General features: G+C 73.0%; 16 protein-coding genes. 9 read left to right on the forward strand and 7 right to left on the reverse strand.

Annotated features, from left to right (window positions below; all coding sequences use genetic code 11):
* The first annotated feature begins 104 nt into the window (after positions 1-104).
* The 3 genes from ACFYXK_RS22895 (at position 105) to ACFYXK_RS22905 (ending at position 2,797) form a co-directional block, all read left to right on the forward strand.
* Positions 105-878, forward strand: coding sequence for a class II aldolase/adducin family protein (locus ACFYXK_RS22895; protein ID WP_389412774.1), 774 nt, complete (start codon positions 105-107; stop codon positions 876-878).
* 155 nt (positions 879-1,033) lie between these two features.
* Complete coding sequence (locus tag ACFYXK_RS22900; RefSeq protein ID WP_389412807.1) at positions 1,034-2,275, forward strand: hypothetical protein; 1,242 nt, start codon at positions 1,034-1,036, stop codon at positions 2,273-2,275.
* Positions 2,276-2,293: 18 nt separating this feature from the next.
* Complete coding sequence (locus ACFYXK_RS22905; RefSeq protein ID WP_389412775.1) at positions 2,294-2,797, forward strand: DoxX family membrane protein; 504 nt, start codon at positions 2,294-2,296, stop codon at positions 2,795-2,797.
* On the opposite strand, the gene ACFYXK_RS22910 is transcribed toward ACFYXK_RS22905, so the two are convergent.
* Positions 2,743-2,967 carry a hypothetical protein gene (locus ACFYXK_RS22910; RefSeq protein ID WP_266626340.1) on the reverse strand — a complete coding sequence of 75 codons (225 nt, stop codon included), beginning with the start codon at positions 2,965-2,967 and terminating at the stop codon, positions 2,743-2,745. The two genes, ACFYXK_RS22905 and ACFYXK_RS22910, sit on opposite strands and share 55 nt — an antisense overlap.
* Positions 2,954-4,270: a PspC domain-containing protein gene (locus tag ACFYXK_RS22915; RefSeq protein WP_389412776.1), complete on the reverse strand. Its 1,317-nt coding sequence runs from the start codon at positions 4,268-4,270 to the stop codon at positions 2,954-2,956. Before ACFYXK_RS22915 ends, ACFYXK_RS22910 begins: the two co-directional genes overlap by 14 nt.
* 131 nt (positions 4,271-4,401) lie before the next feature.
* On the opposite strand from ACFYXK_RS22915, the gene ACFYXK_RS22920 reads away from it, so the two are divergent.
* The 3 genes from ACFYXK_RS22920 (at position 4,402) to ACFYXK_RS22930 (ending at position 7,569) form a co-directional block, all read left to right on the forward strand.
* Positions 4,402-5,697: a PspC domain-containing protein gene (locus tag ACFYXK_RS22920; RefSeq protein ID WP_389412777.1), complete on the forward strand. Its 1,296-nt coding sequence runs from the start codon at positions 4,402-4,404 to the stop codon at positions 5,695-5,697.
* Positions 5,694-6,386, forward strand: a complete 693-nt coding sequence (locus tag ACFYXK_RS22925) for a response regulator transcription factor (protein ID WP_030290583.1) — start codon at positions 5,694-5,696, stop codon at positions 6,384-6,386. Before ACFYXK_RS22920 ends, ACFYXK_RS22925 begins: the two co-directional genes overlap by 4 nt.
* A gap of 70 nt (positions 6,387-6,456) precedes the next feature.
* Positions 6,457-7,569, forward strand: coding sequence for an alpha/beta hydrolase (locus tag ACFYXK_RS22930; protein WP_389412778.1), 1,113 nt, complete (start codon positions 6,457-6,459; stop codon positions 7,567-7,569).
* Positions 7,570-7,608: 39 nt separating this feature from the next.
* Here the strand turns inward: ACFYXK_RS22930 and ACFYXK_RS22935 are convergent, their stop codons facing one another.
* Both ACFYXK_RS22935 and ACFYXK_RS22940 read right to left on the reverse strand, forming a co-directional pair.
* Positions 7,609-8,658, reverse strand: coding sequence for an NlpC/P60 family protein (locus ACFYXK_RS22935; RefSeq protein WP_389412779.1), 1,050 nt, complete (start codon positions 8,656-8,658; stop codon positions 7,609-7,611).
* A 136-nt stretch (positions 8,659-8,794) separates the two neighbouring features.
* Complete coding sequence (locus ACFYXK_RS22940) at positions 8,795-9,148, reverse strand: hypothetical protein (protein WP_389412780.1); 354 nt, start codon at positions 9,146-9,148, stop codon at positions 8,795-8,797.
* Between the two features lie 66 nt (positions 9,149-9,214).
* Here ACFYXK_RS22940 and ACFYXK_RS22945 point away from each other — a divergent pair, with 66 nt between their 5' ends.
* Both ACFYXK_RS22945 and pcrA read left to right on the forward strand, forming a co-directional pair.
* Positions 9,215-9,643 (forward strand): ArsR/SmtB family transcription factor, encoded by a 429-nt coding sequence (locus tag ACFYXK_RS22945; RefSeq protein WP_389412781.1) that lies wholly within the window; start codon positions 9,215-9,217, stop codon positions 9,641-9,643.
* A complete protein-coding gene (gene pcrA, locus ACFYXK_RS22950; protein ID WP_389412782.1) occupies positions 9,627-12,131 on the forward strand; it encodes a DNA helicase PcrA in 2,505 nt (834 codons plus the stop codon). The genes ACFYXK_RS22945 and pcrA overlap by 17 nt, the downstream gene beginning before the upstream one ends.
* A 54-nt stretch (positions 12,132-12,185) precedes the next feature.
* On the opposite strand, the gene ACFYXK_RS22955 is transcribed toward pcrA, so the two are convergent.
* Both ACFYXK_RS22955 and ACFYXK_RS22960 read right to left on the reverse strand, forming a co-directional pair.
* Complete coding sequence (locus tag ACFYXK_RS22955; RefSeq protein WP_389412783.1) at positions 12,186-13,742, reverse strand: M23 family metallopeptidase; 1,557 nt, start codon at positions 13,740-13,742, stop codon at positions 12,186-12,188.
* A 221-nt stretch (positions 13,743-13,963) separates the two neighbouring features.
* Positions 13,964-14,749, reverse strand: a complete 786-nt coding sequence (locus tag ACFYXK_RS22960; protein WP_389412784.1) for an esterase/lipase family protein — start codon at positions 14,747-14,749, stop codon at positions 13,964-13,966.
* Between the two features lie 222 nt (positions 14,750-14,971).
* Here ACFYXK_RS22960 and ACFYXK_RS22965 point away from each other — a divergent pair, with 222 nt between their 5' ends.
* Positions 14,972-15,376 (forward strand): cobalamin B12-binding domain-containing protein, encoded by a 405-nt coding sequence (locus tag ACFYXK_RS22965; protein WP_389412785.1) that lies wholly within the window; start codon positions 14,972-14,974, stop codon positions 15,374-15,376.
* A gap of 54 nt (positions 15,377-15,430) precedes the next feature.
* On the opposite strand, the gene ACFYXK_RS22970 is transcribed toward ACFYXK_RS22965, so the two are convergent.
* Complete coding sequence (locus tag ACFYXK_RS22970) at positions 15,431-17,071, reverse strand: DUF5691 domain-containing protein (protein WP_389412786.1); 1,641 nt, start codon at positions 17,069-17,071, stop codon at positions 15,431-15,433.
* Between the last annotated feature and the right edge of the window lie 45 nt (positions 17,072-17,116).

Raw genomic sequence — 17,116 nt, forward strand, 5'->3', positions numbered from 1 at the left:
CGCCGTTCCCCCCGGGAGCGGCGGCTTCGCCGTTGGTATGGCCTGTTGCGGGAGCCGCCGGTACCTTGCGCCGCGAGCCGCGCCGAGCCGTCGAAGGAGCGCCCATGGCCCAGCAGCCCGCCCCCGCACCCGCCCCCGCACCCGTACCCGTGGACCGGCTGCGGTTCGCGATGCCGCCCGTGCACACCGGGGCGGCCGAGGAGCGCGCGTACCGCAAGGAGCGGCTGGCCGGGGCGCTGCGGCTGTTCGGGCGGCTCGGGTACGAGGAAGGCGTCGCCGGTCATGCCAGCGCGCGCGACCCGGAGTTCGAGGACTGCTACTGGGTGAACCCGTTCGGGCAGGCCCTGTCCGCACTCACCGCCGACGACCTGCTCCTCGTCGACGGGGAGGGACGCGTGCGACAAGGGGGCCGACGCGTCAACGAGTTGGCCTTCGCGGTGCACGCGGCCGTGCACCGGGCCCGCCCCGAAGCGGTCGCCGTGGTGCACACGCACGCCCCGTACGGCAGGGCGCTCGCCGCGCTCGGGGAGCTGCTCGCGCCGATCAGCGAGGAGGCCTGCGCCTTCTACGAGGACCACGCGCTCCTCGACGGGTTCGCGGGGCCGGAGGACTCGGGGAGGATCGCCCGCGCCCTGGGCCCGTACAAGGCGCTGGTCCTGCGCAACCGCGGGCTGCTGACGGTCGGCGACTCCGTGGACGCGGCGGCCTGGTGGTTCGTCGCGGCGGAGCGTGCGGCGCAGGTGCAGCTGATCGCGCGGGCCGCCGGGAAGCCGGTGCCGATCGACCACCGCAGCGCGCTCGCGGCGCGGGAGCGGTTCGGCACGGATCTCGCCGCCTGGGTCAGCTACCAGCCCCTGTGGCAGACCGTCGCCCCGTGACGCGGGACCGGGCCGGGCGGGTGGCGTCAACATCATGAACCGTTAATCACCTGCTCTGACATCGTGCGCAATCCGGAGCACTGCCGCAGTGGTGCACAATTCGCTGGCATCGCACCGTAGTTCAGAGAGGCGGCACGCACGTGGCTGTCCAAGAGATGTCCCGAGGTACCCATACCGCCGCCTGCGCCTGCGACGACTGTGCACGCGAGGGACACCGCCGCGCGGTCGCCGCGTTCACGGAGAAGAGGGACGAGTTCGCCGCGGGCCAGGGTCTGCCGGCGGCGGTGGCCCGTTCGGCCGGGGCGTCCCGGCAGTGGGTCTCCGACGAGCTCACCCTGTCGGCCCGTACGGTCGCCGACCGGGGCCGGGAGGCCGGCAACTCCTGGCTGTACCTGTTCTCGCGGCGGGCCGTGCTCGCCGTGTGGATCGCCGCCGGAGTGCTGCTGCTGGTGCAGGTCGGCACCGCGCTCGGCACCGGCTGGTCCACCGCGCGTACGGCCGGGCTGCTCGCGGCGGTGGTCCTGGCCGGGCTGCTCACGGTCGCCGCCCGGGCCCAGTCGGTGCGCGGCGGTCTGCTCGCCCCGCTGGTCGGGGAGGACAACCGGCTGTCCACCTCGAAGGCGGTGCCCAGCGCCTGGGTGGTGGTGACGGCGTTCGCCGCGCTGCTGCCCGCGCTGCGGCTGGCGGCCTCCTCGCCCGGGCCGGAGCGGCAGGCGCTGTACGCGGGGCTGGCGCTGGGGCGGGCGCTGCCGCTGCTGGCGGTGGTCGCGCTGACCTCGGCCGTGGCGGTGCTGGTGCGCCGGGTGGTCACCGTACGGATCATGGGCCAGCGGATGCAGAAGCTGCCGGCGGACCGGCCGCGCGGGGTGGACCTGCTGACGGACGACGCGGGCCGCGGGAACTTCCCGGACGCGCAGTACGTGCTGGTCTCCACGGTGGTGCTGGCCTACGCGGCGGTGTCGATGGCCCGCTTCCCGGACCGGCTGCCGCGGCTGCCGTGGGCGCTGGCCGTGCTGGTGGCGCTGTCGGCGGCGGTGTACCTCGCGGCGAAGTACGCGGAGGTGACCCGTCCGCTGATCCTGTCGGTGGTGCGCAGAAGGGAACCCGGCGACCTCGACGCGGCCATCCGGCCGGGCGACGACATCGAGATCCGCGGCGTGGGCTTCGTACCGCCGGGGGCGCAGACGCCGGAGATGCTGGCCCGGCTGGTCGTACGGGTCGGGGCGGTGCACGTGCACGTGCCGCTGGTGCCGGTCGCGGGCGGGTTCACCAACCCCTCGGACTCGGTCCTGACGGTGCCGGTCCCGGCGGAAGTGGAACCCGGGCGCATCGAGGTCCAGGTGGTCACGGCCGCCGGAGTGGAATCCAACCGCTGCACCATCGACGTGGCCGAGTGATCGGGGTACACATGGGGCGTGACCCGAACTGATGTCCCTTCCCCCGGCCCCACCGGACTGCGGGAACAGGCCGCCCGGTACGCCCTGCTGCCGCTGCGGATCTTCCTCGGCGTGACCTTCGTCTACGCGGGCCTGGACAAGCTGACCGACTCCGCGTTCCTGTCCGCCTCCGGCCCCGGCTCCATCGGCGAGCTGATGCATGGCGTGCGCGACACCTCCGCGATCCCCGCCCTGGTGGACTGGGCCCTGCTCTCGCCCGTCGGCTTCGCCGTGGTGCTCGCCGTCGGGGAGCTCCTGGTGGGCCTGGGCGTCCTGGCCGGCCTGCTGACCCGGATCGCGGCCACCGGCGGAGCGCTGATCTCGCTCAGCCTGTGGCTCACGGTGTCCTGGCAGGTGACCCCGTACTACTACGGCAACGACCTGATCTACCTGATGGCCTGGATCCCGCTGATCCTGGCCGGTGCGCCCTACCTGTCGCTGGACTCGGTGATCCGGTCGCGCCGGTCCCGGCGTACGGCGTAGGTCACCACCCCGACCAGCGCGGCGAGGCAGAGCCCGCCCATGGTCATCGGGATGACCAGGAACCAGGGCAGGTCCGCCTCCCCGGTCGCGTCGAGCAGGTACAGCACGCCCGCGGCCACCAGGACCAGGCCGGCCAGCAGCCGTCCGGGCTGGAACTCATGACGCCGCACGGGCCACCTCCACCTGTCCCACACCCGCGTTCAGGTGCAGCTCGATCGTTCCCCCGGCCTCGGTGCCGGCGGGCGGCCTGAGGGTCGCCTGCTGGGTCTCGCCGCCGCTCTTGATGCGTACGTCCTGGCTCGTGTCCCCGGGCAGCCTGATGTCGCCCAGCTTCACCGAGACGTCGGCCTGCGCGGTGACCTCGCGGGGCACGATCACCTTGAGCCGGCCCGCCTGCGCCGTGGCCCGCACGGACAGCGTGGTGCCCTTCGGCACGTCCAGCCGGCTCAGGTCCAGCGTGGCCAGCCCGGTGCCCGCCGCGTACAGGGGTTTGACGTCGGCCACCGCGGCCGGCCGCCATGCCACGGCCTTCCAGTCGGTGCCGATCTCGCGGGGCAGCGCGGATGCCCCGGCGAGCAGCCCGGCGGTGATCATCGCGAGCAGGACGGTGCCGAAGCCGGTGCGCCCCTTGACCGAGCTGACCGCGAGGCCGAGACCGAAGACCGCCAGGGCCGAGGCGAGCCCGATCTGCAGGGCGTGCGAGAGGGTGCTGCCCTGCCAGACCGAGGCCGTGGCGGCGCCCCCGGCCAGCAGGGCCAGGACGAACACCCGGCCGCCGATGCCGCCCCGTGGCGCTCTCGGGGCTGCGGCCCGCTCGGGCGCCGCCGAGGCCTTGCCGCCCGCGGTGTCCGCCGCGGCCTCGGCGGAGTCGTCCGGGCCCCACAGGTATCCGGTGGTCCCGACGGGGCCGGTGGTGCCGTCCTTGACCAGCGGGTCCCGCCACCAGGACGGGGCGCCGGGCACGGGCGGAGCCTGGGTCTCCGGCGGGCCCGGGCGGTGGGCCGCCTGGGGCTCCGCCTCGGGAGGGGCGGCGGCGCGGCGGCGCTGCGACCAGTACGAGGCACCGCCGAGGGCCAGGATGACCAGCACGGAGAAGACGGCCAGCCCGCCGTTGTCCAGCATCGACAGGAACAGCGCACAGCCGACCAGGGCCGCGAACACCGCGGCCAGGGTGGCGCCCTCGACCCGGCCCGTCAGCAGCTTCTTCGCCTCGCTGTCGTCCTCGCCCTCCACCGGCAGCAGCAGCCAGGCGAAGCCGTAGAAGATCAGGCCGACGCCGCCGGTGACCGCGAGGACGCCGAGCACGATCCGGAAGATCGCCGGGTCCAGGTCGAAATACCGGCCGAGGCCGCCGCACACGCCCGCGAGGACCTTGTCGCGCTTGCTGCGGCGCAGGGGCGGCCGTTCGGCGGCGCCCGGCGGCGGTGTCGCGCCGGCAGCCGCCGGCGACGGCGGGGAGTCGTGCTTGGTCATGGATCCATGGTGACGGGCCGCCGCGCCCCGCGGCACCGGGCCCGACCCTGGCACAACCCTGATATCCCCCCTACAGAACTGGGGGGATGCCCTGATGCCCCGCGCGGCGCGCGCGTGTGACCATCAGGAACATGCCCGTTTCCGCCGCCCCCCGTCCCCCGCACGCAGCAGAAGCCGACGAACCGTCGCAGCGCAGGCTCTACCGCAGCGCCGACGGCCGGATGCTCGGCGGTGTCGCGCGCGGTCTCGCCGGGCACCTCGGGCTGCCCGTCATCTGGGTACGGCTCGCCTTCCTCGGCCTGTTCATGTGGGGCGACGGGCTGGGCGTACTGCTCTACGCCGCGTTCTGGGTCTTCGTACCGCTGGGCGTCGGCGGGCGCACCGGCCACCGCTCATTCTTCGAGACCCTCCCCGACGGCACCCGGCGCCTGCGCAAGCCCGACAAGGGGCAGATCACCGCGCTCATCGCCCTGTGCATCGGCGCCGGGATCTTCATCGCCAAGGTCCAGGTCGGGGGCGCGTCCGGGCGCTACGTGTGGCCGACGCTGCTGGTCGGCGCCGGTGTGGTCCTCGTATGGCGGCAGGCCGACAACGCCCGCCGCGCCCACTGGGGCGCCGCCGGCGGGCGCAACGCCCGCCTCCTGCAGATGGCCCGCGGGTTCGCCGGCGTCGCGCTGGTCGGCGTGGGCCTGACCGTCTTCATCGTCGTACGCGGCTCGGCGGCGCAGCTCGGCAACGTGCTGACCGCGGCCCTCGCCGTCCTCGTCGGCATCGCCCTGCTGGCCGGGCCCTGGCTGATCCGGATGACCCAGGACCTCTCCGAGGAACGCCTCATGCGCATCCGCGCCCAGGAGCGCGCCGAGGTCGCCGCCCACGTGCACGACTCGGTGCTGCACACGCTCACCCTGATCCAGCGCAACGCGGAGGACGTCGGCGAGGTGCGCCGCCTCGCCCGGGCCCAGGAGCGGGAGCTGCGGAACTGGCTCTACAAGCCGGAGGGAACCGGCAAGGACGAGGCCGAGGAGCCGACCACCCTCGCGGAGGCCGTCAAGAAGACGGCCGCCGAGGTGGAGGACCACCACGGGGTCCCGATCGAGGTCGTCGTGGTCGGCGACTGCCCGCTGGACGAGAAGCTCGCCGCACAGATCCAGGCCGCGCGCGAGGCGATGGTCAACGCCGCCAAGTACGGTGGCGAGGGAGGGCCGGTGCAGGTGTACGCCGAGGTGGAGGGGCAGACGGTGTTCGTGTCCGTACGGGACCGCGGACCGGGCTTCGACATCGACGCGGTACCGGACGACCGCATGGGCGTACGAGAATCGATCATCGGCCGGATGCAGCGCAACGGCGGGACCGCACGGCTGCGGTCCGCGCCCGACGGCGGCACGGAAGTCGAGCTGGAGATGGAGAGGGCGGCGAACGCAGCATGACCGAAGAGACCGGCAGCGGGGGAGTGGCCAGGAACGTTCGGGTGGTGCTCGTCGACGACCACCGGATGTTCCGTACGGGCGTGCAGGCCGAGATCGGCGAGACCGCCCGGACCGGCGTCGAGGTCGTCGGCGAGGCGGCCGACGTCGACCAGGCCGTCACCGTCATCACCGCCACCCGGCCCGAGGTGGTCCTGCTCGACGTGCACCTGCCCGGCGGCGGCGGGGTCGAGGTGCTGCGGCGCTGCGCCCCGCTGATGTCGGCGGCCGAGGACCCGGTGCGGTTCCTGGCCCTGTCGGTGTCGGACGCGGCCGAGGACGTCATCGGGGTCATCCGGGGCGGCGCGCGCGGGTACGTCACCAAGACCATCACCGGGACGGACCTGGTGGACTCGATCTTCCGGGTGCAGGAGGGCGACGCGGTGTTCTCTCCGCGGCTCGCGGGCTTCGTGCTCGACGCGTTCGCCTCGACGGACGCGCCGCCGGTCGACGAGGACCTGGACCGCCTCACGCAGCGCGAGCGCGAGGTGCTGCGGCTGATCGCGCGCGGGTACGCGTACAAGGAGATCGCCAAGCAGCTCTTCATCTCGGTGAAGACCGTCGAATCGCACGTCTCGGCGGTGCTCAGGAAGCTCCAGCTCTCCAACCGGCACGAGCTGACCCGCTGGGCGACGGCGCGCCGTCTGGTCTGATCGCGTGTGACCCACGCCGCAGGCGGCGGGGGCAACCGCGCGGTGTCACGCGGCCCTCTTGGGTGGCGTGATGAGCTTGACCGGGATCCCCCTCTTCGCGACGGCGATCGCCCTCACGGCGATCGCCGTCGTCCTGCCGCTGGCCGTGTGGAGCAAGGTGCGCGGTCCCGCCGTCGTACGCGTGTCGACCCGTGCCCTGATGGTGGTGTTCGCCCAGGTCACCGCCGTTGCGCTGGTGTTCATCGCGGTGAACCGGCAGGAGACCTTCTACAACTCCTGGGGCGATCTGCTCGGCACCGGCAAGTACGTCACCGCCGCCCCCGACCTGGGCCCGGACGGGCTCGGCGGGAAGAAGGCCACCGAGGTCAAGGCCGAGCCGAAGGTCCACCAGGACTTCCAGCCGGTCGACGGCCTCGGCGGCCAGGTCAAGAAGACCGAGCTCAACGGCAAGATCTCCGGGGTCAAGGGCGAGGTCATGGTGTGGCTCCCGCCGCAGTACGACGACCCGGCGTTCAAGAACAAGAAGTTCCCCGTGGTCGAGCTGATCCCGGGCATACCGGGGACGGGCAAGTCCTGGTTCCAGGGGCTCAAGGCGCACGAGGTGCTGGAGCCGCTGATGAAGAGCGGCAAGGTGCAGCCGTTCATCCTGGTCTCGCCGCGCGCCATGCTGCTGGGCAACGGCGACACCGGCTGCGCGAACATCCCCGGCAAGGTCAACGCGGACAGCTGGTTCAGCGTCGACGTCCGCAAGATGGTCACCGACAACTTCCGGGCGTCGGACGAGGCCCGCACCTGGGGCGTGGCCGGCTACTCGGCGGGCGCGTACTGCGCCGCCAAGCTGGGCATCCTGCACCCCGACCGCTACAGCGCGGCCGTCTCCCTGTCCGGATACAACGATCCGGGCCAGGAGCCCACCTCGCTGGTCGCCCAGGACCCGGAGATGCGGCGCACCCACAACCTGAAGGCCCTGCTCAAGGCCGCGCCCACGCCGCCGGTGGTCGCGCTGTGGATGTCGGGGGCCGAGCAGGACGGCTACCTGTCCGGCACCGACCTCAAGGCCATCGCGCAGAACCCGACCACGGTGCACGCGGAGAAGGTGGTCGGCGGCCACAACCTCGACTCGTGGTCGAAGCAGATCCCGCAGACCTTCGGCTGGCTGAGCACGCAGGTCAAGGCGCCGTAGGCCCCCGCCCGCCGGGCGATCCTCACGCCGCGCGATCGCTCATGCCGGGCGGGAGGCGCCGGCCCAGGGCATCGAGTCGATCGGGGCCACGCGGACCGTCGAGCCGGGACGGGGGGCGTGGATCATCTGGCCGTTGCCGATGTACAGGCCGACGTGGGTGACCCCGGAGTAGAAGAACACCAGGTCCCCGGGGGCCAGCTGATCGCGCGCGACGCGCTGTCCGGCGTTGATCTGCGTGTAGGTGGTGCGCGGGAGGGAGACCCCGGCCGAGCGCCAGGCCGCCTGGGTCAGCCCGGAGCAGTCGAACGAGCCCGGTCCCGTCGCGCCCCACACGTACGGCTTGCCGATCGCCCCGTACGCGAAGGCCACCGCGCGGGCGGCGCGCGTACCGTCGGCAGGCGCCGGCGGGGGCGTGGCGCTCGGACCGGCCGGGGCCCCGCCGGCCGACCGGTCCTCGTACGCGGCCCGCTCCTCGGCGGTGAGCTTGGCCAGCAGCCGCTTGGCGGCGGCGAGCTTGCCCTCGACGGTGGCCTTGTGCCCGGCGAGTTCGCCCTCGCGGGCGCGCAGGTCGGCGAGCCGTCCGGCGGCCTGGTCCCTGAGCTGCCCGACCTCGTCGAGCTGGCGCCGTACCGAGGAGATCTCGGCGGCGCTGCGGTCGCCGGTCCGGGTGAGGAACGAGGCCCGGTCCAGGTACTCCTGCGGGTCCGCGGCCAGCGCCAGCTGCATGGCGGGCCCCAGGCCGCCGCTGCGGTACTGGCCGGCGGCCAGGGAGCCGAGCGCCATGCGGGCGGTGTTGAGCCGGTCGGTCTTGCGGGCGGTCTCGTCGCGCAGCCCGTCGAGCGCGCGCTGCGCCTCGTCGGCCTTCTCCTTCGCCCCGTTGTACCGCTCGGTCGCCGCCTCGGCCTCCTCGTAGAGCCGGTCCACCTCCGACTTCACCTGGGAGGGCGTCTGCTGGGGGTCGGCCTGCGAGGTGCCTTCGAAGGCGGTGGCGGTGGCAGCGCCCGCGAGGGCGAGCGTCGCGGCGGTCCGCACGGTGCCGCGGGAGAGCGGGTGGAGCGGGCGCTGCCTGGGCTTTCGGTGACTGGCCACGAGGGCCTCACGTCCTTCCTCGCTCGGGAGCTCGGTGCTTGGAGGAGGACGCTAGACCTGAAGGTAACGGTCGGATGACGAGATGATCGCAAGTGCCCTGACGTGACCCGATGCGACCGGATGTGGCGCTCGTGGATCAGCGCCAGAGGACGGCGATGAAGATATTGACCACGGTCAGTCCGCCGACCGCGCCGAACAGCGCCTTCTCCACCCGCTCCTCGTCCCGCTTCACGTAGACGAGGGCGAGGACCACGAAGAGGACGGCGAGCTTCACGCCGATCTTGATGTTGTTGACGTGGCCGCCGTCCATCTCGCGGAAGCCGACCAGCAGGACGCCGGTGACGAGCATCGTCAGTGCGCCGTGCAGCATCGCGGGCACGAAGCGGGCGGTGCCGGCGCTCATCGCCTTCATCTGGGTCAGGAAGCCGCCCAGGAGGGCGGCGATGCCGATGACGTGCAGGCCCACGAAGACATTGATGAGTACGTCCATGGCGCCGAGCGTACGGGGGCTCCCGGACGGCCCGGGAAGCGGGTCGGCCCGTCCTACAGTGGCGCCATGCCTGCCGCCGCCGAGCCGACCCGCCCCTGCGCCGAGGAGCCGGCCCACCCCTGCACCGAGGATCTCGACCTGGCCGGGGTGCTCGCGGCCCTCGGGCACCCCGTCCGCCTCGAGATCGTCCGCAAGCTCGCCTCGGGCGAGGAGACGTTCTGCGGCGAGGTGGTCCCCGACCTGCCCAGGTCGAGCGTCACGCACCACCTGAAGACGCTCCGCGAGGGCGGGGTGATCCACCGGCGCCCGCAGGGCCGCAGGCTCTACCTCACGCTGCGCCGGGACGACCTGGAGCTGCGCTTCCCGGGCCTGCTGGAGCTGGTGCTCCGGCGGGGTGAGGGGGACCACAGGGGCGGGTGCGGCCGATTTTCCGCGGTCGGGACCGGGTGTCCGTCCCGACCCCTAGACTCGGAAAGCGATGAGCAGCCTCTTTGACGACAGTTTCCTGGCGGACCTCACCCCCTCCGACGAGGTCCCTCCGCCGCCCGAGGAGCACGCCGCCCCCGAGCCGGGTGCGGACGATCTCTTCGGGGGCCGATTCGACATTGCCGGCGGCAGTGAGGGGAGCGGTGACGCGTACTACCGGGACGGCTCCCCGAAGCCCGTCATCGACCCCGCGACCCTCCTGGACGGGCTGAACGAGCAGCAGGCCGCGGCCGTGGTGCACGCGGGCACCCCGCTGCTCATCGTGGCCGGCGCCGGCTCCGGCAAGACCCGGGTGCTGACCCACCGCATCGGCCACCTGCTGGCCGCGCGGAACGTCCACCCCGGCCAGATCCTGGCGATCACGTTCACCAACAAGGCCGCCGGCGAGATGAAGGAGCGCGTCGAGGGCCTGGTCGGCCCGCGCGCCAACGCCATGTGGGTGTCCACCTTCCACAGCGCCTGCGTGCGGATCCTGCGCCGCGAGTCGAAGCGCCTCGGCTTCACCTCGTCCTTCTCGATCTACGACGCGGCCGACTCGAAGCGCCTGATGGCGCTCGTCTGCCGCGACCTGGACCTGGACCCGAAGAAGTTCCCGCCCAAGGCCTTCAACGCCAAGATCTCGAACCTCAAGAACGAGCTCATCGACGAGGACGCCTTCGCCGGCCAGGCCGCCGACGGCTTCGAGAAGACGCTCGCCCAGGCGTACGCGATGTACCAGGGGCGGCTGCGCGAGGCCAACGCGCTCGACTTCGACGACATCATCATGACCACGGTGCACCTGCTCCAGGCGTTCCCGGACGTCGCCGAGCACTACCGGCGCCGCTTCCGGCACGTCCTGGTCGACGAGTACCAGGACACCAACCACGCCCAGTACACGCTCGTGCGCGAGCTCGTCGGCACCGGCTACCCGGACCTGCCGCCGGCCGAGCTGTGCGTCGTGGGTGACGCCGACCAGTCGATCTACGCCTTCCGCGGCGCGACCATCCGCAACATCCTCCAGTTCGAGGAGGACTACAAGGACGCGACGACGATCCTGCTGGAGCAGAACTACCGCTCCACGCAGACGATCCTCTCCGCCGCCAACGCGGTCATCGAGCGCAACGAGAACCGCCGCGCCAAGAACCTGTGGACCCAGGCCGGCACCGGCGCCGTCATCACCGGCTACGTCGCGGACACCGAGCACGACGAGGCGCAGTTCGTCGCCGACGAGATCGACCGGCTGACGGACGCGGGCGACGCCAAGGCGGGCGACGTGGCGATCTTCTACCGGACGAACGCGCAGTCGCGCGTGTTCGAGGAGATCTTCATCCGGGTCGGACTCCCGTACAAGGTCGTCGGCGGCGTCCGCTTCTACGAGCGCAAGGAGGTCCGGGACGTCCTCGCCTACCTGCGCGTCCTCGCGAACCCCGAGGACAACGTCCCGCTGCGCCGGATCCTCAACGTGCCCAAGCGCGGTATCGGCGAGCGCGCCGAAGCGATGGTCGACGCGCTCGCGATGCGCGAGAAGATCACCTTCCCGCAGGCGCTGCGGCGCGTGGACGAGGCCTTCGGCATGGCCGCGCGCTCGACCAACGCGGTGAAGCGGTTCAACGTGCTGATGGAGGAGCTCCGCACGATCGTCGACTCGGGCGCGGGCCCGGCGGTGGTCCTGGAGGCGGTGCTGGAGCGCACGGGCTACCTCGCCGAGCTCCAGGCCTCGACCGACCCGCAGGACGAGACGCGGATCGAGAACCTCCAGGAACTCGCGGCCGTGGCGCTGGAGTTCGAACAGGCCCGAGGTGAGGACAACCCGGGGACGCTGGCCGAGTTCCTGGAGCAGGTCGCGCTCGTCGCCGACTCCGACCAGATCCCGGACGAGGACGAGGACGGCTCGGGCGTCATCACGCTGATGACCCTGCACACCGCCAAGGGCCTCGAGTTCCCGGTGGTCTTCCTGACCGGCATGGAGGACGGGGTCTTCCCGCACATGCGGGCCCTGGGCCAGACCAAGGAGCTGGAGGAGGAGCGCCGCCTCGCGTACGTGGGCATCACCCGGGCGCGCGAGCGCCTGTACCTGACCCGGTCGAGCATGCGCAGCGCTTGGGGCACCCCCTCGTACAACCCGCCGTCGCGGTTCCTCGAGGAGATCCCGGCGGAGTACCTGCAGTGGAAGCGCACGGGCGCCGCGCAGAAGCCCGCGGGCCCGATGCGCAGTTCGGGCTCGGGATACGGGTCGTCCGGCTCGGGCGGCGGGAAGGCCACGTTCGGGACCTCGCCGGAGGCGTTCTTGTCCTCGTCCCGTACGAAGTCGGGGCCGTCCGGGTTCGCGACGCGCCGGGCCGCCGACAAGCCGGTCATCGCGCTGGCGGTCGGGGACCGGGTCACGCACGACCAGTTCGGGCTGGGCACGGTCATGGAGGTCAGGGGCGCCGGCGCGGACGCGCAGGCCACCGTCGACTTCGGGGACGACAAGCCGAAGCGCCTGCTGCTGCGCTACGCGCCGGTGCAGAAGCTGTAGGAGAGGGCTCGGGGAGCCGGGGGCCGGGGGATCGTTTCCCCGGCCGCGCACCTGCTACGTCGGGTCCAGGCCGTGGCTGCGGAGCCAGGGCAGGGGGTCGATCGCCGAGCCGCCGCCGGGCCGTACCTCGAAGTGGAGGTGCGGGCCGGTGGAGTTGCCGGAGTTGCCGGAGTAGGCGATGACGTCGCCCGCCTTGACCTTGCCGGACCGGATCTTGGTGCTGCTGAGGTGGCAGTACCAGGTCTCGGTGCCGTCGGGCGAGGTCACTATGGCCATGTTGCCGTAGGCGCTGTTCCACTGGGTGCGCACGGTGCCGTCGGTGGCGGCCATGACCGGGGTGCCGTAGGAGACCGGGAAGTCGATGCCGGTGTGCACGGACATCCACATGCCGCCGGCCTGGCCGAAGCTGGCGCTGAGGCCGTGCTGCTCGACCGGGATCGCGAACTTGGGACGGGCGGCCTCCTTGGCCGCCTCCTCCTCCGCCTTCTTCTTCTTTTCGTCTTCCTGGCGCTGGCGCAGGTCGATGCGCTCCTGCGTGCGGCTCGCGCGGTCCGCGAAGTCGCCCGCGTCGGCGCTGAGCGCCGTCAGCTGGGTGTCGAGCTTGCTGTTCGCCGCGACGGGCTTCACCGAGGCCGGGTCGGGCGCGGCCATCGTGGTGGTGTCCTCGGCGGGCTTGTCCACGGCGGTGAGTCCGCCGACGGAGGCCGCCGCGACACCGGCGACGCCCATCACGCAGGCGGAGGGCACGGCCACGGTCAGCAGGGCGGAACGCTTCGCCGGGGTGCGGCGCCGGCTGCTGCCGCCGCCTGCGGACGGGGAAGCGGCCGAAGGCGCCGACTTGGTCTTGGCGCCGGCGCGGCGCGAGCCGCGCGGCACGGGGGCGGCGGCCGGGGTGACCGGCATGGCCTGGGTGGGCAGGTCGTGCACCGGGGCCGCCGCGAGGTCGGCATCGGTACCGGGCCCGAAGTCCTGCTCGAGGTCGAGGTCGTGGTCCGGCTCGGGGGCTTCGTTGCCGAGGACCTCGAAGACGGCGGTCTCGCTGTAGACGCCGGCGGCGGGGGCGGCCGGCGCCTCGTAGGAGTAGGCCGCGTCCTGGTGCTGCTGCGGCTGCGCCTCGTGCTGCTGCTGGTACTCGTACGGGTAGTCGTACGAGAAGGTCTGGGTCTGCTGCTCGTGCTGCGGGACGGTGTTCCAGGCGGTGGCGTCGTACGCGCCGGTCTCGGTGCCCGTGGTGCCGTAACCCGGCATCGCCCACTGCCCGGTCTGCGCGGCCTGCCCGGTCTGCTCGTAGCCGAAGGCGGTGGCCTGGTAGTCCGTGCTGCCCGGCTGGTTCCAGGCGCTCGCATCCCACTGCCCGGTGCCGGCGTCCTCGGTGACGCCGCCCTGGGCGGGGACGGTCGGCAGGTAGCCGCCGTCCTGCGGGTAACTGCCCTGGACGGACCAGGCGGTGGAGTCGTACGCGCCGGTCTCGTAAGAGGCGTAAGAGGCGTAGTCGTACCCCTGGCCCTGTGTTTCGTAGGAAACATAGGCCGAGTCACCAGCGAAAGTGGTGTCGGAAAGGCCGTCGTACCCGGAATCGGGGTACAGGCCCGACGAGGGGCGGTCGTTCACCAACTTCTCTTTCGCCTCGGCAGTGGGGGCCTGGGTGGCCAGGGAACTCGAGGTTCCCTGGGGAGAGCAGTGGCGTGACTGTACCCGGCGGTTACTGGCAACGACAATCTTCGAGAGGTCCCGGGCTTTCCGGAACCGGGCATTCGGCCGTCTTTCGGTCGTGGCAAGGCCGAGCCTTGGCCTTGAGTTCGAAATCCGTTCGAGTCCGGGTGGGTTGGTGTTCACGCGACGGAAGCGGCATCTCCCAGGCTCTCGACCGCGGCCGGACCGGGTCCGTCGAGCGCGCGCCGGACCGCCGCCGTCACCGCGGGATGGGCGGCCAGGGCGAGGTGTCCGATCCCGGTGACCTGCACGTTCTCCGCACGGAGATCCGGATGCTCGATGCGGGCCGTCTCGGTCGGATCCATCAGCTCGTCGAACTCGCTCCAGAACGCCACGCATCGGGTCCGGCAGCCGGGCGCGGGAGCCCGCAGTTCGGCCATCACCGCGGAATCCGGGCGCATCTGCCGGACCAGCGGGTGGGCGTCCATGAAGGGGGCGACGCGCGTGCCGGAATGCGGGGTGCCGAGCGTGACGAGCGTGCGGACGCGGGCCTCGCCGCCGAGGCGCTGGACGTAGTACCGCCCGACCAGCCCGCCCAGGCTGTGCCCGACCAGGTCCACCTGCTCCTGTCCGCTGCGCTCGCACAGCTCCTCGACGCGCCGTGCGAGGTGGCGGGCGGTGACGCGCAGGTCGCGGGTGAAGGGGGAGTAGTTGTACGTCTCCACCTGCCGCCGTCCGCCCGCGGCGAGCGTGCGGCGCAGCAGGACGAAGACGGACCGGTTGTCGGTGAACCCGTGCAGGAGCAGCGCGGGCGTCCGCCCGAGGTGTTTTCTCCCGGTCTCGGCGGGCTTCTCCTGGAGTATCCCGGTCGGGTAGAGGAGCAGGTGGCCGCCGAAGACCACCGCCTCGAGCACCCCGGCCCGCAGCGCGGCCCCGGACACGGGTACGGGTATGGACACCCCCATGGACGGCCCCCCTCAGCCTTGTGGGACAGCGCCTCTTGGGGATGCGGCCGGCCGCGCCACCGTGCCGTGCGGCTGTCGGTACGGTGGCGCGGCGCCCCCGGTGCGGCTCCCCTGGCGGTGAATCAACGCCGTCCCACGTGTGATTTCCCCCTCGTGGTTGACCGTGAAACGGGGGTGTGCGCGATGCTGTACTTAACGTTCGTTCACTCGGGAGGCAGTGCGATGGGTGTGACCGGTCCGATCCGTGTGGTGGTGGCCAAGCCGGGTCTCGACGGCCACGACCGCGGGGCCAAGGTGATCGCGCGTGCGCTGCGGGACGCCGGCATGGAGGTCATCTACACCGGCCTCCACCAGACCCCCGAGCAGATCGTGGACACCGCCATTCAGGAGGACGCCGACGCGATCGGCCTCTCGATCCTCTCCGGCGCCCACAACACGCTGTTCGCGCGCGTCCTCGAACTCCTCAAGGAGCGCGACGCGGAGGACATCAAGGTCTTCGGCGGCGGCATCATCCCGGACGACGACATCGCGCCCCTGAAGGAAAAGGGCGTGGCCGAGATCTTCACCCCGGGCGCAACGACGACGTCGATCGTGGACTGGGTCCGCGCCAACGTCCGTAGCGCGTAGCCGCCGGGCCACCGCTGCGCGGAGTCGATGCCGCGCAGCGGTACCCCGGGCAGGTCAGGGCCGCGGGGCCAGCTCCGCGAGCATCGTGGCGCGCAGGCGCAGCGTGGCGACCAGGCGTTGGAAGGCCTCGGCCCAGTACGCCGCCGCGCCCGGGGACGTGTCCGGCGGGCCGTCCGACGCCGTCGTCAGGGACTCCAGGTGGTCGGCCGCAGCGGGATCCAGGCAGCGTTCCGCCAGGCCCATCACCCCGCTGAAGCTCCACGGGTAGCTGCCCGCCTCCCGCGCGGCGTCCAGCGCGTCCACCACGGCCCGCCCCAGCGTCCCCGCCCACGGCACCACGCACACGCCGAGCAGCTGGAAGGCCTCCGAGAGGCCGTGGGCCCGTATGAACTCCGCGACCCACTGCGCCCGTTCCCCGTCGGGCAGGATCGACAGCAGCTTCGCCCGCTCCGCGAGCGACGCCGTGCCGGGGGCCGTCGCGGGCGGCGCCGAGGCCGCGCCGAGCAGGGCCTTCGACCAGTCCGGATCACGCTGGCGCACCGCCGCCCGGCACCACGCCGCGTGCAGCTCCTCCCGCCAGCTCTCGCCCCCGGCCACCGGCAGCGCCACGATCTCCGCCGGGCCGAGCCCGCCGAACCGCTCCCGCCAGCAGGACAGCGGCGCCGCCTCCACCAGTTGGCCCAGCCACCAGGCCCGCTCCCCGCGCCCGGCCGGCGGCCGTTCGACCACGCCGTCCCGGAGCATCCCCGCATCGCACTCGGCCGGCGGGGCAACCCCCTCCGGCCCCACGCAGGCCAGCGCGCGCTCCGCCATCCGCCCGGCCAGCGCGGACTGCGGCAGCGCGGACAGCAGCTCGGCGGCCGTCGCCCGGACGTTGCGGCTCCGGTCGCCCAGGGCCGCCTCCAGGAACGGCTCGTCCCCCGCCGTCAGTCCCACCCGCAGCGAGTCGAGGAACATCAGCCGGTCCTCGGCCCGTTCCGTGGCCCAAGTCGTCGACAGCAGCCGCGTCGCAGCTGCCGGCTCGTGCGCCCGTACCGCCCCCAGCAGGGCCACCCGCTCCGCGAACAGCCCCTCCTGCCACAGCCGTTCCACCCCGGCCCCGTCCTCGGGGGCGGGCAGTTCCCCCGCGCCGCCCGCCCCGCCGCGCAGGGCGAACCGCCAGTCCGGGTTCAGCCGGGCCAGCCACAGCCCCCGCGCCCCGGCCAGGGCCAGGGCCTGCGGGCGCAGATCCGTACGGGCCCGGGCCGCGTCCAGCAGGGCCGGCACCAGCGCGGCCGGCGCCCGGTAGCCGTGCCGCCCGGCGGCGGCCAGCCACTGCGGCAGCAGCTCCGTCAGATCCGGGGCGGCGCCGCGCCGCCCGCCGCCGCTGCCCGCGCCGCTCCGGCCGGCCAGCAGCTGGGCGAGCCGCCGCCGGGCCGGCTCCGGCGGGGCCGGGCGCGGATCCCGCGGCGCGGGATCCGGCCGCGGACCCGCCTCGGCGGGCCGCAGCCCGGCCCGGCGCCGTACGGTCTGCACGGCCGCCGCGTCGAGCAGCGCCGCCGGACTGCCTTGCCTCCGCCCGGTCCCCAACAGCGCGGCCCCGACCAGCTCCTCCCACTCCCCGTGACCCGCGTCCGCGGTCGTGCCCGTCGTCGTGGTGGTTGTCGTCGTTGTCGTCGTGGTTGTCGTCGTGCCCGTGGTCACCGTGGCCGTCACCGCGTCCCTCCCTCTCGTCGTGCAGTGCTCCGGTCCCGCCCCCTC

The organism is Streptomyces sp. NPDC002209 (assembly GCF_042890265.1).
Taxonomy (GTDB): domain Bacteria; phylum Actinomycetota; class Actinomycetes; order Streptomycetales; family Streptomycetaceae; genus Streptomyces.

What these genes read in the sequence shown, in the direction of transcription:
- ACFYXK_RS22925 (WP_030290583.1), top strand. Translation starts at nt 5,694, where the DNA reads ATGACCGAAGAGACCGGCAGCGGGGGAGTGGCCAGGAACGTTCGGGTG.
- pcrA (WP_389412782.1), top strand. Translation starts at nt 9,627, where the DNA reads ATGAGCAGCCTCTTTGACGACAGTTTCCTGGCGGACCTCACCCCCTCC.
- ACFYXK_RS22945 (WP_389412781.1), top strand. Translation starts at nt 9,215, where the DNA reads ATGCCTGCCGCCGCCGAGCCGACCCGCCCCTGCGCCGAGGAGCCGGCC.
- ACFYXK_RS22920 (WP_389412777.1), top strand. Translation starts at nt 4,402, where the DNA reads ATGCCCGTTTCCGCCGCCCCCCGTCCCCCGCACGCAGCAGAAGCCGAC.
- ACFYXK_RS22940 (WP_389412780.1), bottom strand. Translation starts at nt 9,148, where the DNA reads ATGGACGTACTCATCAATGTCTTCGTGGGCCTGCACGTCATCGGCATC.
- ACFYXK_RS22895 (WP_389412774.1), top strand. Translation starts at nt 105, where the DNA reads ATGGCCCAGCAGCCCGCCCCCGCACCCGCCCCCGCACCCGTACCCGTG.
- ACFYXK_RS22960 (WP_389412784.1), bottom strand. Translation starts at nt 14,749, where the DNA reads ATGGGGGTGTCCATACCCGTACCCGTGTCCGGGGCCGCGCTGCGGGCC.
- ACFYXK_RS22900 (WP_389412807.1), top strand. Translation starts at nt 1,034, where the DNA reads ATGTCCCGAGGTACCCATACCGCCGCCTGCGCCTGCGACGACTGTGCA.
- ACFYXK_RS22965 (WP_389412785.1), top strand. Translation starts at nt 14,972, where the DNA reads ATGGGTGTGACCGGTCCGATCCGTGTGGTGGTGGCCAAGCCGGGTCTC.
- ACFYXK_RS22930 (WP_389412778.1), top strand. Translation starts at nt 6,457, where the DNA reads ATGAGCTTGACCGGGATCCCCCTCTTCGCGACGGCGATCGCCCTCACG.
- ACFYXK_RS22915 (WP_389412776.1), bottom strand. Translation starts at nt 4,270, where the DNA reads ATGACCAAGCACGACTCCCCGCCGTCGCCGGCGGCTGCCGGCGCGACA.